21 protein-coding genes are annotated in these 25,017 nt (G+C 74.5%); 9 read left to right on the top strand and 12 right to left on the bottom strand.

What is annotated here, in order from left to right; translation table 11 throughout:
• The first annotated feature begins 44 nt into the window (after positions 1-44).
• The 4 genes from ACF1AL_RS01285 to ACF1AL_RS01270 are packed head-to-tail and all read left to right on the top strand — an operon-like array spanning position 45 to position 3,791.
• Positions 45-827: a polysaccharide deacetylase family protein gene (locus tag ACF1AL_RS01285; protein ID WP_391825279.1), complete on the top strand. Its 783-nt coding sequence runs from the start codon at positions 45-47 to the stop codon at positions 825-827.
• Positions 824-2,026, top strand: coding sequence for a glycosyltransferase (locus ACF1AL_RS01280; protein WP_391825278.1), 1,203 nt, complete (start codon positions 824-826; stop codon positions 2,024-2,026). Before ACF1AL_RS01285 ends, ACF1AL_RS01280 begins: the two co-directional genes overlap by 4 nt.
• On the top strand, positions 2,023-2,694 hold the full coding sequence (locus ACF1AL_RS01275) for a lipopolysaccharide biosynthesis protein (protein WP_391825277.1): 672 nt from the start codon (positions 2,023-2,025) through the stop codon (positions 2,692-2,694). Before ACF1AL_RS01280 ends, ACF1AL_RS01275 begins: the two co-directional genes overlap by 4 nt.
• On the top strand, positions 2,691-3,791 hold the full coding sequence (locus ACF1AL_RS01270) for a GNAT family N-acetyltransferase (protein ID WP_391779252.1): 1,101 nt from the start codon (positions 2,691-2,693) through the stop codon (positions 3,789-3,791). The genes ACF1AL_RS01275 and ACF1AL_RS01270 overlap by 4 nt, the downstream gene beginning before the upstream one ends.
• A gap of 7 nt (positions 3,792-3,798) precedes the next feature.
• On the opposite strand, the gene ACF1AL_RS01265 is transcribed toward ACF1AL_RS01270, so the two are convergent.
• The 4 genes from ACF1AL_RS01265 to ACF1AL_RS01250 all read right to left on the bottom strand — a co-directional run bounded on the left by ACF1AL_RS01265 (position 3,799) and on the right by ACF1AL_RS01250 (position 7,518).
• Positions 3,799-5,247: a glycoside hydrolase family 26 protein gene (locus tag ACF1AL_RS01265; RefSeq protein WP_391825276.1), complete on the bottom strand. Its 1,449-nt coding sequence runs from the start codon at positions 5,245-5,247 to the stop codon at positions 3,799-3,801.
• Between the two features lie 197 nt (positions 5,248-5,444).
• Positions 5,445-6,425 (bottom strand): chaplin, encoded by a 981-nt coding sequence (locus tag ACF1AL_RS01260; RefSeq protein WP_391825275.1) that lies wholly within the window; start codon positions 6,423-6,425, stop codon positions 5,445-5,447.
• Between the two features lie 105 nt (positions 6,426-6,530).
• Positions 6,531-6,764 carry a chaplin gene (locus ACF1AL_RS01255; RefSeq protein ID WP_366834430.1) on the bottom strand — a complete coding sequence of 78 codons (234 nt, stop codon included), beginning with the start codon at positions 6,762-6,764 and terminating at the stop codon, positions 6,531-6,533.
• A gap of 352 nt (positions 6,765-7,116) precedes the next feature.
• Entirely contained in the window at positions 7,117-7,518 is a 402-nt protein-coding gene (locus ACF1AL_RS01250) for a rodlin (protein WP_366834429.1), read from the bottom strand.
• Between the two features lie 257 nt (positions 7,519-7,775).
• On the opposite strand from ACF1AL_RS01250, the gene ACF1AL_RS01245 reads away from it, so the two are divergent.
• Both ACF1AL_RS01245 and ACF1AL_RS01240 read left to right on the top strand, forming a co-directional pair.
• A complete protein-coding gene (locus ACF1AL_RS01245; RefSeq protein ID WP_391659840.1) occupies positions 7,776-8,174 on the top strand; it encodes a rodlin in 399 nt (132 codons plus the stop codon).
• Positions 8,175-8,434: 260 nt separating this feature from the next.
• The gene (locus ACF1AL_RS01240) at positions 8,435-8,830 is read left to right on the top strand and encodes a rodlin (protein ID WP_366834427.1); all 396 of its coding nucleotides are present in this window, start codon (positions 8,435-8,437) and stop codon (positions 8,828-8,830) included.
• Positions 8,831-8,976: 146 nt separating this feature from the next.
• Here ACF1AL_RS01240 and ACF1AL_RS01235 read toward each other — a convergent pair whose 3' ends face one another.
• From ACF1AL_RS01235 to iolC, 7 genes are all read right to left on the bottom strand, one after another.
• Positions 8,977-10,473: a von Willebrand factor type A domain-containing protein gene (locus ACF1AL_RS01235; RefSeq protein WP_391825274.1), complete on the bottom strand. Its 1,497-nt coding sequence runs from the start codon at positions 10,471-10,473 to the stop codon at positions 8,977-8,979.
• A gap of 210 nt (positions 10,474-10,683) precedes the next feature.
• Positions 10,684-11,583, bottom strand: coding sequence for an ABC transporter permease (locus ACF1AL_RS01230; RefSeq protein WP_391779256.1), 900 nt, complete (start codon positions 11,581-11,583; stop codon positions 10,684-10,686).
• Entirely contained in the window at positions 11,580-14,225 is a 2,646-nt protein-coding gene (locus tag ACF1AL_RS01225; protein ID WP_391825273.1) for a CocE/NonD family hydrolase, read from the bottom strand. Before ACF1AL_RS01225 ends, ACF1AL_RS01230 begins: the two co-directional genes overlap by 4 nt.
• A gap of 125 nt (positions 14,226-14,350) precedes the next feature.
• On the bottom strand, positions 14,351-15,787 hold the full coding sequence (locus ACF1AL_RS01220; RefSeq protein WP_391779258.1) for an APC family permease: 1,437 nt from the start codon (positions 15,785-15,787) through the stop codon (positions 14,351-14,353).
• Positions 15,788-16,196: 409 nt separating this feature from the next.
• Entirely contained in the window at positions 16,197-17,699 is a 1,503-nt protein-coding gene (mmsA, locus tag ACF1AL_RS01215) for a CoA-acylating methylmalonate-semialdehyde dehydrogenase (protein ID WP_386416833.1), read from the bottom strand.
• Positions 17,700-18,201: 502 nt separating this feature from the next.
• Complete coding sequence (locus ACF1AL_RS01210; protein WP_391819336.1) at positions 18,202-19,155, bottom strand: deoxyribose-phosphate aldolase; 954 nt, start codon at positions 19,153-19,155, stop codon at positions 18,202-18,204.
• A 32-nt stretch (positions 19,156-19,187) separates the two neighbouring features.
• Positions 19,188-20,138, bottom strand: coding sequence for a 5-dehydro-2-deoxygluconokinase (gene iolC, locus ACF1AL_RS01205; RefSeq protein ID WP_366834421.1), 951 nt, complete (start codon positions 20,136-20,138; stop codon positions 19,188-19,190).
• A 429-nt stretch (positions 20,139-20,567) separates the two neighbouring features.
• Between iolC and ACF1AL_RS01200 the strand changes: the two genes are divergently transcribed.
• A complete protein-coding gene (locus ACF1AL_RS01200) occupies positions 20,568-20,768 on the top strand; it encodes a MerR family transcriptional regulator (RefSeq protein ID WP_366834420.1) in 201 nt (66 codons plus the stop codon).
• A gap of 82 nt (positions 20,769-20,850) precedes the next feature.
• Here ACF1AL_RS01200 and ACF1AL_RS01195 read toward each other — a convergent pair whose 3' ends face one another.
• Positions 20,851-21,888, bottom strand: a complete 1,038-nt coding sequence (locus ACF1AL_RS01195) for a zinc-dependent alcohol dehydrogenase family protein (protein WP_391818947.1) — start codon at positions 21,886-21,888, stop codon at positions 20,851-20,853.
• 201 nt (positions 21,889-22,089) lie between these two features.
• On the opposite strand from ACF1AL_RS01195, the gene ACF1AL_RS01190 reads away from it, so the two are divergent.
• Complete coding sequence (locus tag ACF1AL_RS01190) at positions 22,090-22,329, top strand: heavy-metal-associated domain-containing protein (RefSeq protein ID WP_366834418.1); 240 nt, start codon at positions 22,090-22,092, stop codon at positions 22,327-22,329.
• A 95-nt stretch (positions 22,330-22,424) separates the two neighbouring features.
• On the top strand, positions 22,425-24,680 hold the full coding sequence (locus tag ACF1AL_RS01185; RefSeq protein WP_391825272.1) for a heavy metal translocating P-type ATPase: 2,256 nt from the start codon (positions 22,425-22,427) through the stop codon (positions 24,678-24,680).
• The last annotated feature ends 337 nt before the right edge of the window (positions 24,681-25,017 follow it).

Genomic DNA, 25,017 nt, shown 5'->3' with positions numbered 1-25,017 from the left:
CCCCGTACGAAGCTCCGTCCGTCCCGCTCCACGGAGGATCGACGATGGCCGCACCCGTTGACCACACCACCCGGGGCGTGCGGGTCGCCCCGGGCCCGTTCCCCTGGGTGGCGATGTACCACTCGGTCGCCGACTGCCGCGACGACCCGTACCGCATCACCGTCACCCCCGACCGGCTCGCCGCGCAGTTCCGCTGGCTGCGCCGGCACGGGCTGCGCGGGGTGTCGCTGGCCGACCTGCTCGCCGCCCGCGCCCGTGGCACCGCCCGCGGCCTGGTCGGGCTCACCTTCGACGACGGGTACGCCGACTTCGTCGAGCACGCCCTGCCGCTGCTGGCCCGCTTCGGCTTCGGCGCCACGCTGTTCGTGCTGCCCGGCCGGCTCGGCGGCGACAACGCCTGGGACCCGCTCGGCCCGCGCAAGCCGCTGCTGACCGCCGAGGGTGTGCGGCGCGCGGCGGCCGCGGGCGTCGAGATCGGCTCGCACGGCCTGACCCACGTGGACCTCACCCTCGCCGACGACGTCACCCTGCGCGCGGAGACCGCCGCGAGCCGTGCCCTGCTCACCGAGGTGACCGGCCGGGACGTGCGCGGCTTCTGCTACCCCTACGGCGCCGTGGACGGCCGTGCCGTGGCCGCCGTCCGCGCCGCCGGGTACGGCTACGCCTGCGCCATCGACCCCGGCGCGCTGACCGGCCCGCACGCCCTGCCCCGCGTCCACGTCGGCCAGCAGGACACGGCGATGCGGCTGTTCCTCAAGCACCGGCTGCACCGGCTGCGGCGCCGGCCCCTGTCCCGCCAGGTCACCGCCCGCGAGGGAGCGCGATGAAGGCCCTGCACATCATCACCGGCCTCGGTGTCGGCGGCGCGGAACAGCAACTGCGGCTGCTGCTGCGGCACCTGCCCGTCGCCTGCGACGTCGTCACCCTCACCAACCCGGGCGCGGTCGCGGACGGGCTGGCCGCCGACGGGGTGCGCGTGATCGACCTCGGCATGGCCGGCAACCGCGACCTGGCCGCGCTGCCCCGTCTGGTGCGGCTGATCCGCGCGGGCGGCTACGACCTGGTCCACACCCATCTGTACCGGGCCTGCCTGTACGGCCGGATCGCCGCCCGGCTGGCCGGGGTGCGGGCGGTCGTCGCCACCGAGCACTCCCTCGGCGACACGCAGATGGAGGGCCGCCCGCTGTCGGCCGGTGTGCGGGCGCTGTACCTGGCCGGGGAGCGCCTCGGCGCCGCCACCGTCGCCGTCTCCCCCACCGTCGCCGCCCGGCTGCACCGCTGGGGCGTGCCCCCGGCGCGCGTCACGGTCGTGCCCAACGGCATCGACGTGGACCGCTTCCGCTTCGACCCGGTCCGGCGCCTGGCCGCCCGCCGCGCGCTGGGCCTGCCGCCGGACGCCTATGTCGTCGGCGGCATCGGGCGGCTCGCCCCCGGCAAACGCTTCGACGTCCTGGTCCACGCCCTCACCCGCCTGCCCGGCGACTGCCGGCTGCTGCTGGCCGGCGGCGGCCCGCAGGAGGGCCCGCTGCGCCGCGCCGCGCACGAGGCGGGCGTCGCCGAGCGGGTGGTGTTCGCCGGTGAGCGGCCCCTGCTCCCGGACGGCGGTCCCGGCCCGGATCTGCCCTCCCTGGCCTGCGCGATGGACGTGCTGGCCTCGCCGTCGCCGGAGGAGGCGTTCGGTCTGGCCGTCGTGGAGGGCCTGGCCTGCGGTCTGCCCGTGCTGTACGCCTCCTGCCCGGCCCTGGAGGACCTGCCCCCGCACACCGTGCCCGGGGCCCGCCGGGTCCGGGGCGGCGCCGAGGAGTTCGCGGCGGCGATCGCCCGGGTGCGGGCGCAGGCCCCGGCCCCGCGCCTCGCCCCGGAGGCCGCCCGCCACTACGCCATCGGCCGCAGCGCCGCCCGGCTCATGGACGTGTACACGGCCGCCCTCGCCCGTACCGCCCCGCCCCCTCGCACGCATGCCTTCCCCCTTCCCCGTCCGTCCGACTCCCGCAGGAACTCCGCGCAGAAAGCCGGCCCGTCATGACCGACACTCCCGCCCGCAGGCACCGCCGTCCCCTCCTCGCCCGGGTCCGGGCGCTGCCGCCGTGGGCGCTGCTCGCGGCCGGCGCCGTGACCGGCGGGCTGCTCGGCGGGGCGTACGGCGTGCTGACGCCCGCTCAGTACACGGCGACCGCCTATGTCGTCGCCGTCCCCACCGGCCAGGCGGACCCGGCGTCCGCGCTCGGCTTCGCGCAGGCCTACGGCCGGGTCGCCACCCAGCTCGCGGTGCTCGGCGACGCCCAGGGCGCGGCGGGGGTCCCGGTGCGGGAGCTGCAGCGCAGTGTGCAGACGGCGACCTCGCCGGACGCGCCGATGGTCGCGGTCACCGCGACCTCCTCCCGGCCCGCGCTGGCCGCCGGCATGGCCAACGCCGTCGCCGCCGCGCTGACCCGGCACGCCAACGGCGCCAAGGCCACCACCCATGTCGAGTTGCAGCAGTTCGCCCGCGCGCTGAAGCCGGCCGACCCGTCCTCGGCCTCCCCCGCGCTCACCACGCTGGTGGGGGCGAGCGCGGGCGGGCTGCTCGGCGGGCTGGCCCTGCTGGTGCGGCCCCGCCGCGAGGGAGACGGCGAGGACGACGGCCGGGGCGACGCGCGCCCGGCGTCCGTGCCGAGCCCGGCCCTGGCCGCCGAGGCACGGGGACCGCGGTGACCCTCACGCCCACGCAGGCGCCCCCGGCGTACCGCACCGAGGTGATCACCGACGAGGCCGCCTTCGCCGCCCTCGGCCCGGCGTGGACCCGGCTGCACCGCGCCTGCTCGACCGCGACCCCGTTCCAGGCGCATCCCTGGCTGCACTCCTGGTGGTGCTCCTACGGCCGGCCGGGCCGGCTGCGGCTGCTGCTGGTGCGGCACGGCGAGGATTTGGTCGCCGCGGCCCCGCTGACCGCCGTCCGCCGGCCGCTGCCCGCGCTGGTGCCGCTGGGCGGGGCGATCTCCGACTACGGCGACGTCCTGGTCGACGACGAGCACGCGGATGCCGCGCTCACCGCACTGACGGGGCTGCTCGCCTCGGCCGCCCGCACGGCGCTGATCGACCTGCGTGAAGTGCGGCCCGGCGGCGCGGCCGAGCGAATCCTCGACCGCTGGCCGGGTCCGCGGGCGCGGCTGCAGGACTCCCTGTGCCTGGAGCTGCCGGCCGTGCCGCTGGCCGAGCTGGTGGCGCGGCTGCCCTCGGCGAAGGCGCAGCAGCGGGTGCGGGCCAAGCTGCGCAAGCTGGACGCGCTCGGCGTGCGGCGCCGGGTCGTCGCCCCGGAGGAGGTGGCCGGGGCGCTGGGGCGGCTGCTGGCGCTGCACCGGCTGCAGTGGCAGGGCCGCCGGGTCACCGGCGAGCATCTGCGGCCGCGGTTCCACGAGCACCTGGTGCGCGCGGCCGGGCCGATGGTGCGCTCCGGGGACGCGGTGGTCACCGAGTTCCTGCTGGACGGCGAGGTGGTCGCGGTCGATCTGACGCTGCTCTCGCCCGGCCTGGCGGGCGGTTACTTGTACGGCGCCCACCCGTGCCTGCGCGAGCGCAAGGCGGACGTGGCGGTGATGCTGCTGGACGCCTGCGCGGGGCACGCGGCGGGACGCGGGACGCTGAGCCTGCTGCGCGGCGACGAGCCGTACAAGCGGCACTGGCGGCCCGAGCCGGTCGTCAGCCGGCGGCTGCTGCTGGCCCGCCGGCGCACCGCGCCGCTGCTGGCGGCGGCGCTGGCCGAGGCGGCCGCGCGGCGCCGCGCCAAGGAGCTGCTGCGGCGCCGCGGCTGAGGTGGTGTCAGCTCCGGCGGGACCACCAGTCGACCTTGACGCACAGCTTCCCGCCGAGCCAGTACTCCACCCAGTCACCGAGGTCGAGCGGCGAGCAGTTCTTCGGCTTCGGCGTGGTGGGCGTCGCCGGGGTCGTCGGCTTCGTGGGCGTGGCCGGTGTGCTCGGGGCGGTGGGCGTCGTGGGCTCGGCCGGGGTCGTGGGCGTGGCCTGGCCGGAGAGTGCGGACCGGTAGACCTGCGCGGCGCGCGGGTTGCCGGAGCACTGCCACACGCCGTGCGGGCAGTAGTCGGTCAGCGTGTTGTACACCGGCTTGTGCTCGGCCATCCAGGCCAGCATGCGGCGCATGTACTCGGGGTTGTCGCCGTTGCGGAACAGGCCCCACTCCGGGTACGAGATCGGCTTGTGGTGGGCCTTGGCGAAGTCCACGTGCGCCTGCAGGCCGTAGGGCTCTTGGACCTGCTGCTGGAAGGTCATGCCGGACGGCTGGTCGTAGGAGTCCATGCCGACGATGTCGACCGTGTCGTCGCCGGGGTAGCACTCGGTCCAGGGCACCGCGTCCCGGCCGCGGCTCGGCGCGAAGTCGAAGCGCAGCCGCTGACCGGGCACCGCCCGCATGGTGGTGACGATCCGCCGCCAGTACGCCTTCCACGCCTGCGGGTCGGGGCCGCAGCGGTGGGTGTAGGTGATGCCGTTCATCTCCCAGCCGAGCACGATCACCGTGTCGGGCACCTGGAGCTGCACCAGCCGCTCGGCGAGCCGGCGGAAGTGGTGGTCGTACTGCCCGGCGGCGCCCTGCCGCAGCAGCCGGCGGACCTCCGCGTCGTGGACGCCCTCCTCGTTGCGCTCCAGCATCGGCACATTGAGGACGAGCGTGCGGTCGGCCCGCTGCTTCCGCCAGTCGGCCCAGACGTCGAGGAAGCCGGGCGGGCCCTCGATATTGCGCCAGCGGTCGCCGGGCAGGTACGTGTGGCCGACGCGGATCTCCGTGCCGCCCAGCCAGTCGCTGAGCGCGGCCATCCGGGCCACCCCGCGCGGCCCGTAGTCGAGGTAGGCGCCGAAGGCGGGGGCGAGCGGGGCGGGGGTCTCGGCCCCGCCTGACGACGGGGTCGGCGAGGCGGGCGAGGTGCCCGGAGTGCTCGGCAGGCTGGGCGGCGTGATGGGCGTGGGCGGGGCGGCCGGCGTCAGCGCGATGTCCGGGGTGCCCGGCGCCTTCGGGCCGGCCGGTGTCGTGGAGCCGGCGGGGGTCGTGGAGCCGGCGGGGGTCGTGGGGTCACCCGGTGTCGCCGGGCCGGCCGGGGTCGTCGCCGTGGGGGGAGGGGCCGGGTCGGCGGCCCGGGCGGCGGCCTTCCCGCCGGCGGCGAAGCCGGGGCCGGAGGCCAGGACCGCGGACGCGACGGCCGCGGCCGCGATGACCGCCGTCCGCCGGCTCCGGGTGCGTCGCTGCTGTGGGGCCATGCCTGCTCCTCTCTCCACTCGCGCACCGCCGGCCGGGCCCGGCTGACGAGCCGTGAGTTACTGACACTCAGTCATACGAGAGGACGATGTGCCACCGAGCCGCCGCGGACGGGTGAGCCGCTCCCCCGCACAGGTGACCCTCCGGCACGCGAAGGCCCCGCACCCGGAGGACGGGTGCGGGGCCGGGGCGGAGCGCGTCAGCGGTGGGACGCGGAGCGGCCCCTGCGGTAGAGGATCACACCGCCCGCGATCAGCGCGGCGCTGACCCCGGAGGCGGCCAGCATGGCGGCGCTGCCGGTGTCGGGCAGGCTCGGGTGATGCCCGTGGTGCCCGTTCCCGCCGTGGTGGCCGGGCGGCGTGCTGTACGGCGGGGTCGTGTGCGCCGGAGGCGTGGTGTACGGCGGGGTGGTGTGCGGGGGCGGCGAGGTGTGCGGCGGAGGCGACGTGTGCGGCGGCCGGGTGGTGGGCGGCGGCGACGTCGGCGGCCGGGTGGTGGGCGGCGGGGTGGTGTGCGGGGGCGGCGAGGTGTGCGGCGGCGGTGACGTGTGCGGGGGCGGTGACGTGTGCGGCGGAGGCGAGGTCACCGGCGGGGTGGTGTGCGGCGGGGGCGTGGTGTACGGCGGTGACGAGTGGTCGCCGTATCCACCGCCGGGCGTGTCCCCGTACCCCCCGCCCGAGTGGTCGCCGTAACCGCCACCCGAGTCGTCGTCGCCGTAACCGCCACCGGAGTGGTCGCCGTAGCCCCCGCCCGAGTCGTGGCCGCCACCGGGCTGCTCGCCGTGGCCGGGCTTGTTCCCGTGGCCGACACCCGGTACGGGCGGCACGTGGATTCCGCCCGGCACGTGCACCGGGCTTCCGCCGTCCCCGTCGTCCCCGTATCCGGAGTCGTCGCCGGACGGGTTGCCGTGCGCGCGCGAGGAGGCGGAGGAGGTGTGCGCGGCGTTGGCGCAGGAGTTGCCGAACGCGGGGTCGAGTGCGGCGATGACGTCGATGGAGTTGCCGCAGGCGTTCAGCGGCACCTCGATCGGGGCCTGGACGCTGTTGCCGGACAGGGCGCCCGGCGAGTGGCGGGCCGCCCCGGCCGCGTGCCCGTCGGCGAGGGCGGGACTTCCGTACAGGGACAGAATGCTCGTCGCGGCGGCGGCAGCGACCAATCCCCTGCTCAGGCTCTGTCGCAATGTCGTGGTCTTCCTGCTGGGAGATGTGGGAAAAGCCGGCCTTGGCACGTGAAGCGGGTCCCAAGGCCGGCTTTGTCACAGCCGAGTGGCTGAGGTGTCCGATCGTCAGTCGTTGACGCAGACGTTGCCCGAGGCCGGGTTGAGCAGGCCGATCAGGTTGATGCTGTTGCCGCAGGCGTTGATCTGCGCGTTGATCGGCACCTGGACGACGTTCCCGGACAGGAGACCGCCGGAGTTGACGGCGGCACCCTCCGCCTCGGCACCGCCGTCGGCGAACGCGGGGGCGGCAGCGCCGAGGGCCAGCACCAGGCCGGCGACGACAGCAGCACACTTCTTCATGGAATATCCCTTCTCTGCGGTCATGCACCGTGTCGGCCGGCCCTTTCGGGCATAACCGAGCGAGCACAGTCGGAACGGCTCGCACCATGACCTGCAGGCTGCAGAACCAGAGATAGACATCCGCTGAATCGACGGAACGTGTGCCGCCGGGTAATTCACTCGAATACCTTCCGCAATGGACACGCCGGAACCACGCGTGCACCCGTGTGCGGGAGGCGCGGCAGGAAGGGCGGGGCACAAAAACACCCCGCCGCCGCGGCGAGGAGAAGAGGGTGTGGCGCTCCGGACGGGCCGCGTCCGGGTGCCCGCGGGGAGGATGCGGGCGGCCCGGACGCGACGCGTCGGCGCGGGGTCAGCCGTTCGCGGCGAGGACCGAGATGTCGTCGGCGACGTGCGACAGCGGGTCGTCGCTCTTGGCCTGGGTCGAGTTCTCGGCGCACTCCTGGAACTGCGGCGCGGACAGGACCGGGATGTCCTGGACGCCCACGTTGGCGATGATGCCCACGATGTTCTGGACGTCGGCCTTGGCCGGCAGACCCACGCAGAGCTTGTTCAGGGAGCTCTGGACGAGGGTGGCCTGCGGGCTCATCTTGCCCTTGGTCACCGAGTTGCCGAACGACTCGGCGGCGCCGTTGCCGCTCGCGGACCACGTGGAGTTGCCGTCGCCGGTGGCAAGCGCCTGGGGGGCTGCCGCGGTCGCGATTCCGGTGACCGACGCGGCGACCGCCGCCGCGGCCATTGCCTTCTTCAGCATTTCGCTTTCCTTTCCTGGCCCCTGGCCAAGACGCAACTACCTGCCCCCGCATCAACCCGGCCGGGACGGTTTGGTTGCGGGTGTTCACCCGATCGGCGCGTTCGGGCTTGCGGAATTCACGGAAAACCGTCAGGGGCCGGTGCGCCGCGCCGGGGCCGCAGTGTGGGCCATCGGAGTGAATGGCAGGAACCAAGCCCGCCGGGCGGAGTTGACCAGGGCGCTCCGGTGGACGGGGTTTCTTCAGAAGGGACAAGCAAGTGATCAAGAAGGTACTGGCTACCGCCGCGGTCGCCGCCTCCGTCGTCGGCGCATCCGCTGCCATGGCGCCGCAGGCCCTCGCCCACGGCGACGGCAACGGCACCTGGTCCGCCAGCGGCAACGGCGCTCAGCAGTCGTTCGGCAACTCGGCCACCTACGGCAACATGAGCCCGCAGATGGCACTGATCCAGGGCTCCTTCAACAAGCCCTGCATCGGCCTGCCGGCCAAGGCCGACGTCCAGAACATCCTCGCCCTGGTCAACGTCGGCGTGCAGGACATCCCGATCCTGTCCTCGCCGCAGTACCAGCAGTGCGTCGAGAACTCCACGCAGGCCAAGGGCGACGACTCGCTGTCGCACGTCCTGGACGACCTCGCGGTCCTCGCCGAGAACGGCTGACCGGCCCCGTCCTCGGCCACCGGGGCCCGCCTTCCGGGTCCCCCGGGCCGGCTTCGCCGGCCCGCCAGCGAGCCGCCGGTCCTTCCGGCGGCTCGCTTCGTCGTCGTCCGGGGGAGCTCGCCGATGCCCCGGCCGGGCGCGTACGGCGCCCCGGAGTGCGCTACTCCAATCGGGGCACAAGCCGCAACCCGGACGCCCTGTCAGACGTTGACGATCATGCAGCTCCTCCCCTGGAGTCCGCTTTTTCGAAGGGAAAGAACATGAAGAAGCTGTGGGCCACCGCGGCTCTCGCCGCGACGCTCGCCGGTGTGACGGCGGCGACCGCCCCCCAGGCCCTCGCCCACGGTGACGGCGACGGCACCTGGTCCGCCAGCGGCAACGGCGCCAAGTCGGAGTTCGGCAACTCGGCCACGTTCGGCGAGCAGAGCCCGCAGCTCTCGCTGGTCCAGGGCTCGCTGAACAAGCCCTGCATCGGCCTGCCGGCCAAGGCCGACATCCAGAACATCGTCGCGCTGGTCAACGTCGGCGTGCAGGACATCCCGATCCTGTCCTCGCCGCAGTACCAGCAGTGCGCGGAGAACTCCACGCAGGCCAAGGGCGACGACTCGCTGTCGCACGTGCTGGACGACATCTCGGTGCTCGCCGAGAACGGCTGATCGCCACCACGCCTCCGCCAGACGGCGGGTCACCGGGTTTCCGGCGGCCCGCCGTCCGGCGTTTCCGAAGGGCGGCGGCGCGCGTCCCCCGCCGTGTGTGCGTCCGCGTCAAGCGATCGCCCGTCCTCGCCGTGCGTGCGTCCGCGTCAGGCGGTCGCCCGCTCGATGGCCTCCTCCAGGCCGGCCACGTCCGGGTCCTCGGTGCGCCGGGCCAGCGCGGCCGCGTGCCGTACCAGCGCCTCGGGCGTGGGGGCGCCGGGCAGGCGGCGGTGACGGTCGTCCCCGGAGCGCAGCAGGTCGGCGAAGTAGGCGGCCGCGGCGGTGACCTGGAAGCGGTCGCCCGCCTGCCAGACGCCGGGGCGCAGGGCGGCCGTCTCCAGCTGTCCCGTCGCCTCGTGCGGGGCGCGGGTCCGCGGGTCGAGCCAGCGGACGGTCGCGGTGGCCAGGTGGCCGGCGGCGCCCGGCCTGAGCCGCACGGCGTACAGGGCGGTCACGGTGTGGCCGGGCCCGACCTCGCCGCCGTCGACGCGGTCGTCGCGGAAGTCCTCGTCGGCGACCCGCCGGTCGTCGTAGCCGGCCAGGCGGAACTCGGCGACCGTCCGCGGGTCGAAGGCCACCTGGGCCTTGGCGTCACGGGCGGTGAGGTCGACGTTGCGCGGGAGCTGCTCGCAGAAGACCCGTCGGGCCTCCTCGGTGTCCGACACGTACGCCGTGTGGCCGTCGCCCCGGTCGGCGAGGCGTTCCATCAGGGCGTCGCCGTAGTCGCTGCCGACGCCGACGCCGAACAGCGTGATGCCGTGCTCGCGGCGGGCGCCGGCGATCTTCTCCAGGATGGTGCCGGGGTCGGTGTCGCCGGTGTTGGCGAGCGCGTCGGAGACGAGGACGACCCGGTTGGTGGCGCCCTCGCGCAGGCCGTCGACGGCGGTGGCGTAGCCGGTCTCCACGCCCGCTCCGAGGTTGGTGGACTCCTGCGCCTCAAGACGGTCGATCGCGTCGTGGACGCTCGCGCGCCGGCCGCCGAGCCGGGTCATCGGCAGCACGCGTTCGGCGGTGTCGCTGAAGGTGACCAGTGCGACCGAGTCGTCGTCGCGCAGCCGGTCGGTCATCGTGTCGAGGGCGGCGCGGGCGAGGTCCAGGCGGCCCGGTTCGGCCATGGAGCCGGAGACGTCGACGACGAAGGTCAGGGCGGCGGGCGGGCGTGCGGTGTCCGGGGCGGCGAGCCGGGTGGCGAGGCCGACCCGGAGCAGGGACCAGTCGCCCTCGCCGGTGCGGGCCCCGTCGACGGTCACGGTGAAGCCGTCGCCGTCGGGGCGCGGGTAGTCCTGCCGGAAGCTGTTGACGAACTCCTCCGGGCGGACCTCGGCCGGGTCCGGGCGGCGGCCCTCGGCCAGCTGCCGGCGGGCGTAGCCGTAGGAGGCGGTGTCGACGTCCAGCGCGAACGTCGACAGGTGGTCCGAGGGCTCACCGGGCCGCTCGCTCCGCTCGTCCTGCGGTTGCGCCGGGGCCGGGAAGCCGCCGTGGTGCGCCCCGTCGGCGCTGCTCCGGCTGCCGGTGTCCGCGCTGCAGCCGGTGAGCAGCAGCCCGCCGGCCGCGGTGAGGGCGAGCAGTGCGCCCGTCACCCGTCGTGTGCCGTACCTCTCCATCTCCCGAGCCCCCAGTCCGTGTTGGCGTCGCCGACTCGTGTGACTGTGACGCCGCGGGGGGCCGGAACGTGCGGGACGGGGCGTTGCGGATGGATTGCGATGCGGCCACGGCGGCCGCCCGCCGTGACCGGTGGGTGATCCTCCGGTGATCCTGGGGGCCCGCCGTGACCGGTGGGTGATCCTCCGGTGATCCGGCCGGTCCCCGGTGGCCTAGCTGACCACGTCCTTGCGGGCGAAGCCGCGGTAGGCGAGGGCGAACAGCACCAGGGCGTAGGTGACGGACAGGGCGCTGCCCTGGATCATGCCGGACCACTCGGGGCGGGGCTGGACCGCGTCCGCCCAGGCGAACTGCCAGTGCGCGGGCAGGAAGTCCCGCCAGTGGCCGAGGGCGGTGACGGCGTCCAGGACGTTGCCGACGATGGTCAGCCCGACCGCGCCGCCGACCGCGCCGAGCGGGGCGTCGGTCTTGGTCGACAGCCAGAACGCGAGGCCGGCGGTGACCAGTTGGGAGACGAAGACGTACGCCACGACGACCGCGAGCCGCTGGGCCGCCGTGCCCGCGTCGAGCGCGCCGCCGGTGGGGATCTGCAGGGGCCCCCAGCCGTAGGCGGCGGTGCCGACGGCGAGCGCGACCAGCGGCAGCAGCACCATGGCGGCGAGGCTGAGGCCGAGCCCGACCAGCAGCTTGGACGTCAGCAGACGGGCCCGCGGCACCGGCGCGGCCAGCAGGTAGCGCAGCGAGGACCAGCTCGCCTCGGAGGCCACCGTGTCCCCGCAGAACAGGGCGACCGGGACGACCAGGAGGAAGCCCGCGGAGACGAAGAGGTTGACGGCGGCGAAGTTGGCGCCGGAGGCGGTGGCGGTGTCCATCAGGGTGATCTGGCCGTTTCGCGCGCCCGGGTCGCCGCCGACGGCGAAAGCGACGACCAGCACGAACGGCAGCAGGGCGAGGATCGCACCCATGACGAGGGTGCGGCGCCGCTTGAGCTGGCGGACCAGTTCGACGCGCAGCGGCAGGGTGCGGCCGGGGCGGTAGCCGGAGGCGGTGGCGCGGCTCGCGGCGCCCGGGCCGCCCGCGGCGCTTCCCGGGCCCTCGGTCAGCGTGCTCATGCGGAGCCTCCGATCAGCGTGAGGAAGGCGTCTTCCAGGCGGCGGTGGGCACCGACGGAGGTCACCGGCACGTCGAGCCGGACCAGTTCGGCGACCAGGGCCTGCGGGGTGCCGTCCGGGCCGAGGCGGACGAGGAGTCCGTCGTCGGCGCGCAGGGCGGAGGCGACGCCGGGCAGTGCGGCCACCTTCTCCACCACCACGTCCCGCACGGGTGCGGCGGTGCCGACGAGCAGGGTGTCGCCGGAGCCGACGATCTCGGCGGTCGCGCCGGCCTGCACGAGCAGGCCGCGGTCCATGACGACGAGGTGGGTGCAGGTCTGCTCGACCTCCGCCAGCAGGTGGCTGGAGACGATCACCGTGCGGCCGGCGGCGGCGTAGCGGATCATCACCTCGCGCATCTCGCGGATCTGGGGCGGGTCGAGGCCGTTGGTCGGCTCGTCGAGGATGAGCAGGTCGGGCAGGCCGAGCATGGCCTGGGCGATGGCCAGGCGCTGGCGCATGCCCTGCGAGTAGGTGCGCACCGCGCGGGCCAGCGCGTCGCCGAGTCCGGCGATGGCCAGGGCCTCGTCGAGGTGGGCGTCCTCGGGCGGGCGGCCGGTGGCCCGCCAGTACAGTTCCAGGTTCTCCCGCCCGGACAGGTGGGGCAGGAAGCCGGCGCCCTCGACGAAGGCGCCGACCCGGGAGAGCACGGGCGCGCCGGGCCGGATCGCGTGCCCGAAGACGCGGATCTCGCCGCCGTCGGGCCGGATCAGGCCCATCAGCATGCGCAGGGTGGTGGTCTTGCCGGCGCCGTTGGGTCCGAGCAGGCCGAGGACCTGGCCGCGTTCCACGCGGAAGGACAGCTCGCGCACGCTGTAGCGGTCGCCGCCCGCGTACTTCTTGCTCAGGCCGGTGATCTGCAGCGGCACGTCGGCGAGCGCCGGGTCGGGCGCGGGGGCGGCGGTGCGGCGGCGGGCGGTGAGCAGCAGGGCCAGGGCGACGACGGCGCCCGTGAGGGGCAGCCACCACACCCAGGACGGCAGGGGGGCGGCGGCGGTCGTCACGCCGGGCGCCGTGGGCACGCCGAGGTCGCCGCGCAGGGAGACGGTGTACGTCGCGGGGGCGGCCGGGGAGGCGTAGCCGAGGTCGGTGGAGGCGAGGACGAGGCGCAGCCGGTGTCCGCGCCGCACCTCGTGGTCGACGGCGGGGAGGGTGAGGGTGACGTCCTTGCCGGCGCGGGCGCCCTCGATCCGCACGGGGGCGACCAGCTGGGCGGGCAGCACCGGGCGGGCGGTGCCGGGCCCGACGTCGTAGACCTTGCCGAACAGCACGGCGTCGTCGCTCGTCGAGCTGACGTGGATCGCGACGGTCGGGGTGCCGGTGACGGTGAGGTCGCGGGGCAGCGGGGCCGACTCGTAGGCGGCGTACTGGCCGGGGAAGTCCAGGGAGACACCGAGGCCGAGGGAGGACAGCTGGGCGAGCCCGGTGCCGCCGCCGAGGCCGGGCAGGGCGGAGACGGCGGGCGGGGAGGCGCCGGCCGGGTTGTCGACGCGCTGGGTGCCTCCGGTCAGCGGCACCTCGCGCGTGCCGGCGCGCAGGCCCGGGTAGGCGGTGGCGCTCGCGCCGCGCAGCTGGGCGGTGCCGTCGGTGGAGTCGACGCCTCCGGTGCGGGTGACGCGGAAGGCGGGTCCGGTGTCGGTGCCCTTGTCGCCCTTGAGGTAGCGGTCGAACCAGGCGGTGACGCGGCTCTCGACGCGGGCGGTCTCCAGGTTGCCGCCGTCGTGGCCGCCCGCGATCCAGTCGACGTCGACGGGGGCGCCGTTGGCCCGGATGGCGCGGGCGGCGGCGTCGGCCTGGCCGAGCGGGAAGAGCGAGTCGCTCTGGCCCTGCACCAGCAGCGTGGGCACCTTGATGCGGCCGGCGACGGCGGACGGCGAGCGCTCGGTCAGCAGTTGCCGCGCCTGCGCGTCCGGCCGGCCCGATTCGGCGACCCGCTGGTACATCCGGCACAGCGCGGGCTCGAACCGGGCGCAGCCGCCGCCGGTGGAGAAGAACACGCCGGTCCACAGCTTCTTGAACACGCCGCCCGGGAAGAGGGCGTCGGCGAGGTTCCAGTAGGTGATCGCGGGGGCGATGGCGTCGATCCGCTGGTCGTACCCGGCGGCGAGCAGGGCGATCGCGCCGCCGTAGGAGGCGCCGGCGATCCCCACGCGCGGGTCGCCGGGCTTGTCGAGCCGCACCTGCGGCTGCCGGGCCAGCCAGTCGGTCAGTGCCCGGACGTCGGCGACCTCGCCCTTCGGGTCGTTCAGGCCGATCCGGCCGGTGGATCTGCCGAAGCCGCGCGCGGACCAGGTCAGCACCGCGTACCCGTCCCGGGCGAGGTGCTCGGCCTGCTGCCTGACGTCGTCCTTGCTGCCGCCGAAGCCGTGTCCGAGCAGGACGGCGGGGCGGCGGCCGGTGCCGGCGGAGGTGAAGTAGGAGGTGTCCAGGCGGACGCCGTCGACGGCGAGCACCTGGTCGGTGCGGTGCACCGGGGGCGGGTCGTCGGAGGCGACGGCCGTCCAGGTGCCGGCCCCGGCGAGCACCACGACGGCGGCCCCGGCGGCCAGCAGCCGCCGGGGCCCACGCAACAGTCCGCGCCACCGCGGCCGGCGGAGATCCATGCGTCAACGGTACGGGCCGCCACCGGCGACGGCGGCAGCCCAGGGGGTGAGGCCCGGCCCCTCCTCCGGGAGTACGGCACGGCCGCGGCGTACCGCGGCCGTGGTAGGCGGGGGGGCTTGCGGCCTCAGGCCTGGGCGCCCTGCGCGTCCAGCGCCTCCTCGGCGTCCTGCGCGTCCTCGGGGATCGACACCAGCCAGCGGGTGTCGCGGCGCGGGCGCAGGTAGAGCGCCCAGTACAGGGTGGCGACGGCGGTGATGCCGCCGGTCCACAGCAGGTACGTGGTGTCCTGCTCGATGAGGATGTACGCCAGGACGGCGATCAGCAGGACCGGCATGGCCGGCCACAGCGGCATCCGCCAGGCGGAGCGGGTGCCGTGAGTGCCGCGGCGGGAGAGCAGGGCGGCGATGGCGACCAGCAGGTACAGGCAGGTGACGGCGACGCCGGTGACGCCGTAGAGGGTGTCCAGGTTGACGAAGCAGAGGAAGGCGCCGGGGACGCCGACGACGAGGGTGGCGACCCAGGGGGAGCCGAAGCGGCCGAGCTTGGACAGGGCGTTGTTGACCGGCGTGGGCCAGGCCTTGTCGCGGGCGGAGGCGAACAGCACGCGGGAGTTCTGGATGACCATGACGATGCCCGCGTTGATGATCGCGAGGGCCACGCAGAGGCTGACGAAGGTGCCGACGGCGGAGTTGCTCCAGGCGATGACCATGCTGGACAGGTCGCCGCCGGTCAGGGCCGTCAGGTCGTCGGCGCCCAGGGTGATCGCCACGACCGGCACCAGGATGACGAGGCTGGAGATGGCCAGGGTGGCCAGGACGGTGCGGGCGACGCTGCGGCGCGGGTTCTCCAGCTCCTCGGAGAGGTAGATGGCGGTGGAGAAGCCCTGGGTGGCGAAGAGGGCGATGGCGAGTCCGGACAGGACCATGACGCCGGTGACCGCGTCGACGTGGGCGTGCTCGCCGGCCACCTGCAGGCTGCTGACGAGGCTGCCCGCGCCGCGGTGGGCGTGGCCGAAGCCGAGCACCGCCACGAGGCCGGCCGCGACGACCTCCAGCACCAGGAAGATGCCGGTGATCCAGGCGTTGGCGCGCAGGTCCAGCAGGCCGGCGAGGGTGGCCGCGATCATCACCGCGGCGCCCGTCATGGACGGGTCGAGGTGGACGATCGGGGCGAGGTAGTCGGCGGTGCCCATCGCGATGACCGGCGGGACGATCATCACCACCAGCAGGGACATCACGAAGGCGAGCCAGCCGGCGAGCCGTCCGGCGAGGGAGGAGACGATCGCGTACTCGCCGCCCGCGCTGGGGATGAGGGTGCCCAGCTCGGAGTAACAGAAGGCGACGGGGATGCACAGCAGCGCGCCGATGGCGAGACACAGGGCCGTCGCGGTGCCGAGGCTGGAGAACAGGTCCGGCACGATCACGAACAGCGTGGAGGCGGGCGTGACGCAGGACAGGGTCAGCAGGGTGCCGCCGACCACTCCGATCGAGCGCTTGAGCTTCTGGGGCGCGTCCGGTGACTGAAGGACGGCGGTCTCGACGGGGCGGAGCGTGTCGGTCATGCGGCGGTTCCGATCGACTCGTGCGGCATCAATGGGGGGCGGGAGCGCTATCGCCTCCGGCGGATCGTCGTACGTGCTCGTTCATCCACTCCCGGCGCTGAATGGAACCCCGACGAAAACCGCTGCGTCAATGGCCGATTACCTTCGGATTCCGCACTTGCGGAAGGGGTGGCTCGACATCGGTTTCCCAGGCTGTGACGTCCTATTGGCGGTCCCGTCAAGACGCTTCACATGCTGACCTTGCTTTCCAAGGTCATCCAGCCGAAACCCCTTCGTCACCCGATTCGTCCGGGGTAAACGGGAACCGCAGCGAACGTGTCAAAAAAATGTCAGGCCGTCCGGTATCCGGACGGCCTGACGAGGTGCTGCGGGGAGAGCGCGCGGGGGCCGCGGGGCCCCCGCCGCGTGCTCAGTGGTTGCGCGGGAAGCCCAGGTCCACGCCGGCCGGGGCCTCGGAGGGGTCGGGCCAGCGGGTGGTGACGACCTTGCCGCGGGTGTAGAAGTGCGTGCCGTCGTTGCCGTAGATGTGGTGGGCGCCGAACAGCGAGTCCTTCCAGCCGCCGAAGGAGTGGTAGCCCACCGGCACCGGGATCGGGACGTTCACGCCGACCATGCCGGCCTCGATCTCCAGCTGGAAGCGGCGGGCCGCGCCGCCGTCCCGGGTGAAGATCGCGGTGCCGTTGCCGAACGGCGAGGCGTTGATGAGCGCCACGCCCTCCTCGTAGGTCTCCGCGCGCAGCACGCACAGGACGGGACCGAAGATCTCGTCCTGGTAGGCCCTGGCGCTGGTGGGCACCTTGTCCAGCAGGGACAAACCGATCCAGTGGCCGTCCTCGAAGCCGTCCACGGTGTAGCCGGTGCCGTCCAGGACGACCTCGCAGCCCTCGGCGGCGGCGCCCTCGACGTAGGAGGCGACCTTGTCGCGGTGCGCCTTGGTGATCAGCGGACCCATCTCGGACGCCGGGTCGTTGCCCGGGCCGATCTTGATCTTCTCGGCGCGCTCGCGGATCTTCTCCACCAGCTCGTCGCCGATCGAGCCGACCGCGACGACGGCGGAGATGGCCATGCAGCGCTCACCGGCGGAGCCGTAGGCGGCGGAGACGGCCGCGTCGGCGGCGGCGTCCAGGTCGGCGTCCGGCAGGACCAGCATGTGGTTCTTGGCGCCGCCGAGCGCCTGCACCCGCTTGCCGTGCGCGGAGGCCGTGGTGTGGATGTAGCGGGCGATCGGGGTGGAGCCGACGAAGGACACCGCCTTGACGTCCGGGTGCTCCAGCAGCCGGTCCACGGCCACCTTGTCGCCGTGCACGACGTTGAACACGCCGTCCGGCAGACCGGCCTCCGCGAGCAGCTCGGCGATGCGGACGGACGCCGAGGGGTCCTTCTCGCTCGGCTTGAGCACGAAGGTGTTGCCGCACGCGATGGCGATCGGGAACATCCACATCGGCACCATCGCCGGGAAGTTGAACGGCGTGATGCCCGCGACCACGCCCAGCGGCTGCCGGAGGGAGGCCACGTCGACGCGGGTGGCGACCTGGGTGGACAGCTCGCCCTTGAGCTGGACGTTGATGCCGCAGGCCAGGTCGACGATCTCCAGGCCGCGCGCGACCTCACCGAGGGCGTCGGAGTGCACCTTGCCGTGCTCGGCGGTGATCAGCTCGGCGATCTCGTCGCGGTGCTCGTCCAGCAGCGCCCGGAAGCGGAACAGGATGGTCGTGCGCTGGGCCAGCGAGGACTGGCCCCAGCTGAGGAAGGCGTCCTTGGCCGCGGCGACGGCCGCGTCCACCTCCTCCACCGACGCGAAGGCGACCTTCGTGGTGACCTGGCCGGTCGCCGGGTCGGTGACCGGACCGTAGGTGCCCGACGTGCCCTCGGCGGTCTTTCCGCCGATCCAGTGGTTGACGATCTTCGTCATGCCCAGTAACTCCTTCGCAGATGGCGGCGTCGGGTCGAGACGTGCCGTGGGTAGTGCTCGTGTGCCGTGACCGCCGACGGCCGGTTCGCGGTCGCGGTCGCGTCACTCCTCCATCCCAGCAGGCCCGGGCGGGCGGCGCGCCCGACACTGTGTCTGCCGTTCAGGTGCCGGTGTAGACACATGGGTGCGGACACGGGTGCGGACGGGGGACGGTCGGCGGGGACCTCCGGCGCGGGGCCGTGGCGGGCGGGGAGTCGTCGCTCGCACTTCGCTCCTGCCAGGGCGAAGCGGCCTCCCGCGCCGGAGGCGTTCGGTGGGCTTCCCTCACCCGCGGTGACGGGCGCTGACTGCACGGTACAAGCAGCCGGTGACACGAGGGAGGGGATCGCCGCCCGGACGGCCGCCGGGGCGGCGGTCAGGGCGGTCGCCGGGGTGGCGGTCACGGCGGTGATCACGGCGGTGGCGGTCATGGCGGCGGTGGCGGTCATGGCGGCGGTGGCGGTCATGGCGGTGGACCCGGCAGCAGGGCGACCGCCGCGTCCACGGCGGCGGCCACGTCGTCGTCCGGCGGGTACAGCAGGGAGCGGCCGACCATCAGGCCGCGCACGGTGGGCAGCCGCAGCGCGCCGCGCCACTTCTCGAACGCGGCGGCCCGGTCGTCCTCGTCGTCGCCGACGTCCCCGCCGAGCAGTACGGCGGGCAGCGTGGAAGCGGCCATGACCTCCGGCATGTCGTCGGGGTCGTCGGTGACCGGCACCTTCAGCCAGGTGTACGCCGAGCTGCCGCCGAGGCCCGAGGCGATGGCGAGGGAGCGGATCACCGCCTCGGCGGACAGGTCGTTGCGCAGCCGGCCGTCGGCGGTGCGGCGGCTGATGAACGGCTCCACGAAGACCGGGAGCCGGCGCGCGGCCATCGCGTCGACGGCACGGGCGGCGGCCTCCAGCGTGGCGAGGGAGCCGGGGTCGTCGTAGTCGATGCGCAGCAGCAGCTTGCCCGCGTCGAAGCCGAGCCGTTCGATGTCCTCGGGCCGGTGGCCGGTGAAACGGTCGTCGAGCTCGAAGCGGGCGCCGGCCAGGCCCCCGCGGTTCATCGAGCCCATGACGACCTTGCCGTCCAGCGCGCCGAGCAGCAGCAGGTCCTCCAGGATGTCCGCGGTGGCCAGCACGCCGTCGACGCCGGGGCGGGCGAGCGCGACGCACAGCCGGCGCAGCAGGTCGGCCCGGTCGGCCATGGCCATGCGGCGGCCGCCCACGCCGAGCGCGCCGCGGGCCGGATGGTCGGCGGCGACGATCATCAGCCGGCCCGTCTCGGCGAGCAGCGGCCGGCGCGCCCGGCGGGCGGCGGCCTCGGCGATCGCCTCCGGGTGGTGGCTGCGGACGCGGACCAGTTCGGCCACGTCGATCTCGACGCCGCGGACGGCCGGGGCTCCCGCCCCGCCCGCGTCCTCGTAGGGCACCTCGTGGGCCGCGCCCCCGACCCTGCCCGCCCTCACCGGACGGCTCCCGCGGCGAGCGCGGCCTCGACTTCGGCGGGGGTCGGCATCGCGGAGGAGCACTCCAGACGGGAGGCGACGATGGCGCCGGCCGCGTTGGCGTGGCGCATGGTGGTCTCCAGGTCCCAGCCGGCGAGCAGCCCGTGGCACAGGGAGCCGCCGAAGGCGTCGCCGGCGCCGAGGCCGTTGAGGACGTTCACCGGCAGCGGCGGGACCTCGGCGGTGTCGCCGTCGCGGTGGACGGCGAGGACGCCCTTGGGTCCCTGCTTGACGACGGCGAGCTCCACCCCGGCCGCCAGCAGCGCCCGGGCCGCCGCGTGCGGGTCGCGGTGGCCGGTGGCGACCTCCACCTCGTCGAGGTTGCCGACGGCGACGGTGGTGTGGCGCAAGGCTTCGGCGTAGTAGGGGCGGGCGGCGCCGGGGTCGGCCCAGAACATCGGGCGCCAGTCCAGGTCGAAGACGGTGGGCCCGCAGGCGGCGCGGTGGGCGAGCGCGGTCAGGGTCGCGGTGCGGCTGGGCTCCTCGCTCAGGCCGGTGCCGGTGACCCAGAAGACGCCGGCCGAGCGGATCGCGTCGAGGTCCAGCTCGTGGGGGGCGATCTCCAGGTCGGGGGCCTTGGGGCGGCGGTAGAAGTAGAGCGGGAAGTCGTCCGGCGGGAAGACCTCGCAGAAGGTGACCGGCGTGGGCAGTCCGGGCACGGGGGTGACCCAGCGGTCGTCGACGCCGAAGCCGCGCAGCGCCTGGTGGAGATAGGTGCCGAAGGGGTCGTCGCCGGTGCGGGTGATCACGGCGGTGCGGCGGCCGAGGCGGGCGGCGGCGACCGCGACGTTGGTGGCGGAGCCGCCGAGGAACTTCCCGAAGGTGGTGACCTCCGCCAGCGGGACCCCGGTCTGCAGCGGGTACAGGTCCACGCCGATCCGCCCCATGGTGATCAGGTCGTACGCCATCGGCTTCCCTCCGTGTCCCCGGCGCGCCCCCGTGTCCGGCGCCGTCCCGGCTCTCCCCGGCTTTGTAGTCCCGGACGCGAAGCCCTGTCAATGTTTTGTCCGGACATTCGGACGAGATTTCGCCGACCGTGCGAGCGGTACGGCGCCGTACGGCCCAGCCGCCGGGCCGCACCCCCGGCCGCGGGCCCCGGTACGCCGCGCCGTCGCGCCCCGCGTACGCCTTTGCTGCACGCGTGTCACAAACGCCCCGGTCGTGTCACACATGTCGCGTGTACGCGGGTCTTGCGTCACACCCGGTCGACAGGCCCTGCCCGTGCGCCGCCGGCGTCGTTCACCACGCGGACGCTTGGTGATCGCCAGCGCAGCGCCCGGCTCCCCCGACGGCCGCCCGACGGCCGCCGCCGCGGCGCGCGCAGGGAGGTGCAACACATGACCGACCGAAGGCTCTGGTCGTACAAGGAGATCGCGGCGCACATCAAAGTGCAGCCGGACACGGTGCGGTCCTACCGCAAGCACGGGCTGCTGCCGCCGCCCGACCACGTGGAGAGCGGCAAGCCCTACTGGTACGCCGAGACCGTCCGGGCCTGGGTGGCCGCACGGCCGGGCAACCGGGGCCGCCGGACGGACTGACGGCCCGGGCGGCCCCCGCCGCCCTCCGGTCCCCGCATCCGCTGTGCCCCGCCCGCGTGGCGGGGCACAGTCGTGTCCGGCCTCAGGGGGTGATCACGGTGACGCCCGCGCCGGCCGCCGTGCCCATCGCGGCGAGCGCCGCCGGGGCGTCCGCCAGCGGGATGGTGGAGGTGACCAGCAGGTCGGGGCGCAGGGTGCCGGCGCGGACCAGTTCGAGCATGGCCGGGTAGGTGTGCGCGGCCATGCCGTGGCTGCCGAGCAGTTCCAGTTCCAGGGCGATCGCGCGGGCCAGGGGCACGGGGGTGGTGCCGTCGGCCGAGGGCAGCAGGCCGACCTGGACGTGCCGGCCGCGGCGGCGCAGGGAGTGGACCGAGGCCGCGCAGGTCACCGGCGAGCCGAGGGCGTCCAGCGACAGGTGTGCGCCGCCGCCGGTCAGCTCCCGCACGGCGGCCGCCGTGTCGGGCACGCTCGTGGCGTCCACGCACTCCGCCGCGCCGAAGGACCGCGCCAGTTCCAGGGCGCGGGACGAGACGTCGACCGCCACCACGCGCGCGCCGGCGGCCGCGGCGATCATCACCGCGGACAGGCCGACGCCGCCGCAGCCGTGCACCGCGACCCACTCCCCGGCCGCGAGCCGGCCCTGCTGCACCACCGCGCGGAAGGCGGTGGCGAACCGGCAGCCGAGCGAGGCGGCGGTGGCGAAGGACATCTCCTCCGGTACGGCGACCAGGTTGACGTCGGCGTGGTCGAGGGCGACGTACTCGGCGAACGACCCCCAGTGGGTGAAGCCGGGCTGCGTTTGGCGTTCGCACACCTGCTGGTCGCCGGCCGCGCAGGCGGGGCAGCGGCCGCAGGCGCAGACGAAGGGCACGGTGACCCGGTCGCCGGGGCGCCAGCCGGTCACCTCGGCGCCGACCGCCTCGACCACGCCGGCGAGCTCGTGCCCGGGGACGTGCGGCAGGGTGATGTCGGGGTCGTGGCCCTGCCAGCCGTGCCAGTCGCTGCGGCACAGGCCGGTGGCCGCCACCCGCACCACCACGCCGTGCTCGGCGGGCGCGGGGTCCGGCACCTGCCGTGCCTCGGCCGGCTCGCCGAACCGCTCGAACACCACCGCGCGCATACGCCCCTCCGCACCTGTTGCGACCGTCCGGGACGCACGCTATCCCCCGGCGCGGGGCGGGCCGTGCGGGGTACCCGGGGCGGATGACGCGCCGCCCGAGCCCCCGATGATGGCGTCATACCCCCTAGGGGTATAAACTCGGAGACGTGGGCGCCCCCGTGGGCCCCACCGACCGCACACGCCTCGACGAGGAGTAACGACATGACCGCCCACACCGACACCCCCGGTTCCGTCACCACCGTCTACAAGGTGAGCGGCATGAGCTGCGGACACTGCGAGGGCTCCGTCTCCGCCGAGCTCTCCGAGCTCCCCGGTGTCACCTCGGTGCAGGCCGTCGCCGCGACCGGCGAGGTCACCGTCGTCTCCGCGGCCCCGCTGGACGAGGAGGCCGTGCGCGCCGCCGTGGACGAGGCCGGCTACGAGCTGGTCGGCCAGGCCTGAGCGCAGCCCCCACCGCACCGTCGCGACCGGGCCGTACCGAACCAGCCGATACTGGTTCCGTACGGCCCGGTCCGTTCCCCAGGAGTAGTACGGACATGTCCAGCACCGCCCCGGCCACCGCCGGCCCCGCGACCGCCGAGAGTTCCGAGACCTCCGAGGTCGAGCTGCTCATCGGCGGGATGACGTGCGCCGCCTGCGCCGCGCGCGTCGAGAAGAAGCTCAACCGGATGGACGGCGTCACCGCCACCGTGAACTTCGCGACGGAGAAGGCCAAGGTCGTCTACCCCGCCGGGACCGAGGTCGCCGACCTGATCGCCACGGTGGAGAGGACCGGCTACACCGCCGAGGAACCCGCGCCGCCGCGCACCGAGGAGACGGCGGAGCCGGGGACGGAGCAGGACCCGGAGCTGACCTCCCTGCGGCAGCGGCTGCTCGTCTCCGCCGTCCTCGCCGCGCCGGTCGTGCTGCTGGCGATGGTGCCGAGCCTGCAGTTCGACAACTGGCAGTGGCTGTCCCTGACGCTCGCCTCGCCGGTCGTCGTCTGGGGCGGATGGCCCTTCCACCGGGCCGCCTGGACCAATCTGCGGCACGGCGCGGCCACCATGGACACCCTGGTGTCGGTGGGCACGGCGGCCGCCTACGGCTGGTCGCTGTGGGCGCTGTTCCTCGGCGACGCGGGCATGCCCGGCATGCGGCACGGCTTCGACCTCACCCCCACCCGCGGGGACGCCTCCTCCACGCTCTACCTGGAGGTCGCGGCGGGCGTCACCGCGTTCCTGCTGCTGGGCCGCTATCTGGAGGCCCGCTCCAAGCGCCGCGCCGGGGCCGCGCTGCGGGCGCTGATGGAGCTGGGCGCCAAGGACGTGGCCGTGCTGCGCGGGGGCCGCGAGGTGCGCGTGCCGGTGGCGCAGCTGGCCGTCGGCGACCGGTTCGTGGTCCGGCCCGGCGAGAAGATCGCCACCGACGGGACGGTCGTCGAGGGCTCCGGCGCCGTCGACGCCTCGCTGCTGACCGGCGAGTCGGTGCCGGCGGACGTGGGCGTCGGGGACGCGGTGACCGGGGCGACCGTCAACGCCGGGGGCCGGCTGGTCGTCCGGGCCACCCGGGTGGGCGCGGACACCCAGCTCGCCCGCATGGCCAGGCTGGTCGAGGACGCGCAGAGCGGCAAGGCGGAGGTGCAGCGGCTCGCCGACCGGGTCGCCGGGGTCTTCGTGCCGGTCGTCCTGCTCATCGCGGCGGCCACCTGCGGCGGCTGGCTCGGCGCGACCGGGGACGCGACCGCCGCGTTCACCGCCGCCGTCGCCGTGCTGATCATCGCCTGCCCGTGCGCGCTGGGGCTGGCCACGCCGACCGCGCTGATGGTGGGCACCGGGCGGGGCGCCCAGCTCGGCATCCTGATCAAGGGCCCGGAGGTGCTGGAGTCCACCCGCCGCGTGGACACCGTCGTCCTGGACAAGACCGGCACGGTCACGACGGGACGGATGACCCTCCAGGAGGTGTACGTCGCCGACGGCGCCGACGAGAAGGAGGTGCTGCGGCTCGCGGGCGCCCTGGAGCACGCCTCCGAGCACCCTCTCGCCCGCGCGATCGCGGCCGGCGCCGAGGAACGCGCCGGTGCGCTGCCGGGCGTCGAGGACTTCACCAACGTGCCCGGGCGGGGCGTGCGCGGGCGGGTGGACGGGCGTGAGGTGGCCGTGGGGCGGCTGTTCGACGCGCTGCCGCTGGAGTTGGCACGGGTGCGGGAGGAGGCCGAGCGGGGCGGGCGTACGGCCGTCGTCGTCGGCTGGGACGGTGCGGCGCGCGGGGTGCTCGCCGTGGCGGACGCGGTGAAGGAGACCAGCGCCGAGGCCGTCGCGCGGCTGCGCGGGCTCGGGCTCACGCCGGTGCTGCTGACCGGGGACAACCGGACGGTCGCCGAGGCGGTGGCGCACCAGGTCGGGATCGACCAGGTGATCGCCGAGGTGCTGCCCGAGGAGAAGGTGGACGTCGTCCGGCGGCTGCAGGGCGAGGGGCGGACGGTCGCCATGGTGGGCGACGGCGTCAACGACGCGGCGGCGCTCGCCACGGCCGATCTGGGGCTCGCGATGGGCACGGGGACGGACGCGGCGATCGAGGCGAGCGATCTGACGCTGGTGCGCGGGGATCTGCGGGTGGCGGCGGACGCGATCCGGCTGTCGCGGCGGACGCTGGCCACGATCAAGGGGAACCTGGTCTGGGCGTTCGGATACAACGTGGCCGCGCTGCCGCTGGCCGCGGCGGGGCTGCTGAACCCGATGATCGCGGGTGCGGCGATGGCGTTCTCGTCGGTCTTCGTGGTCACGAACAGCCTGCGGCTGCGGGCGTTCCGGTGACGTGCCGACCGGGGGTGCGGTGACGTGCGTGATGAACGGTCTGTGACGCGTTCGTCACAGGGGAAGGGGGCGGCCCCTCTGGAGTCCGGCGCGGCACTCACATAAGCTCTTCACAAGCCTCGCGCATCATCCTTACGCGGGGGCGCCGGTCGTCGTATCGGGGCTCTTGCGCATCTAACGGACAGATGCAAGAGACGCAGATCACAGTGATGTGAACGTAACCATCGAAGGGGTTCGAAGGTCTAAGTTGGCGATGTCAGAAAGCGTCTTGGGGGGCGCCGACTGACATCTGGAGTCGTCTTGGGGGACTTCTCCAGAGCTGCGTTGCCGGGACGCG

It is taken from the genome of Streptomyces sp. NPDC014801 (genome assembly GCF_043082085.1).
Taxonomy (GTDB): Bacteria; Actinomycetota; Actinomycetes; order Streptomycetales; family Streptomycetaceae; genus Streptomyces.
The sequence above is the reverse complement of the archived record's forward strand: the minus strand, read 5'-3'. Positions and strand labels throughout refer to the sequence as shown.

Coding starts and splice junctions, on each gene's coding strand:
- ACF1AL_RS01285 (WP_391825279.1), top strand. CDS start 45: ATGGCCGCACCCGTTGACCACACCACCCGGGGCGTGCGGGTCGCCCCG.
- ACF1AL_RS01280 (WP_391825278.1), top strand. CDS start 824: ATGAAGGCCCTGCACATCATCACCGGCCTCGGTGTCGGCGGCGCGGAA.
- ACF1AL_RS01275 (WP_391825277.1), top strand. CDS start 2,023: ATGACCGACACTCCCGCCCGCAGGCACCGCCGTCCCCTCCTCGCCCGG.
- ACF1AL_RS01265 (WP_391825276.1), bottom strand. CDS start 5,247: ATGGCCCCACAGCAGCGACGCACCCGGAGCCGGCGGACGGCGGTCATC.
- ACF1AL_RS01255 (WP_366834430.1), bottom strand. CDS start 6,764: ATGAAGAAGTGTGCTGCTGTCGTCGCCGGCCTGGTGCTGGCCCTCGGC.
- ACF1AL_RS01250 (WP_366834429.1), bottom strand. CDS start 7,518: ATGCTGAAGAAGGCAATGGCCGCGGCGGCGGTCGCCGCGTCGGTCACC.
- ACF1AL_RS01240 (WP_366834427.1), top strand. CDS start 8,435: ATGAAGAAGCTGTGGGCCACCGCGGCTCTCGCCGCGACGCTCGCCGGT.
- ACF1AL_RS01235 (WP_391825274.1), bottom strand. CDS start 10,473: ATGGAGAGGTACGGCACACGACGGGTGACGGGCGCACTGCTCGCCCTC.
- ACF1AL_RS01230 (WP_391779256.1), bottom strand. CDS start 11,583: ATGAGCACGCTGACCGAGGGCCCGGGAAGCGCCGCGGGCGGCCCGGGC.
- ACF1AL_RS01225 (WP_391825273.1), bottom strand. CDS start 14,225: ATGGATCTCCGCCGGCCGCGGTGGCGCGGACTGTTGCGTGGGCCCCGG.
- ACF1AL_RS01220 (WP_391779258.1), bottom strand. CDS start 15,787: ATGACCGACACGCTCCGCCCCGTCGAGACCGCCGTCCTTCAGTCACCG.
- mmsA (WP_386416833.1), bottom strand. CDS start 17,699: ATGACGAAGATCGTCAACCACTGGATCGGCGGAAAGACCGCCGAGGGC.
- iolC (WP_366834421.1), bottom strand. CDS start 20,138: ATGGCGTACGACCTGATCACCATGGGGCGGATCGGCGTGGACCTGTAC.
- ACF1AL_RS01200 (WP_366834420.1), top strand. CDS start 20,568: ATGACCGACCGAAGGCTCTGGTCGTACAAGGAGATCGCGGCGCACATC.
- ACF1AL_RS01195 (WP_391818947.1), bottom strand. CDS start 21,888: ATGCGCGCGGTGGTGTTCGAGCGGTTCGGCGAGCCGGCCGAGGCACGG.
- ACF1AL_RS01190 (WP_366834418.1), top strand. CDS start 22,090: ATGACCGCCCACACCGACACCCCCGGTTCCGTCACCACCGTCTACAAG.
- ACF1AL_RS01185 (WP_391825272.1), top strand. CDS start 22,425: ATGTCCAGCACCGCCCCGGCCACCGCCGGCCCCGCGACCGCCGAGAGT.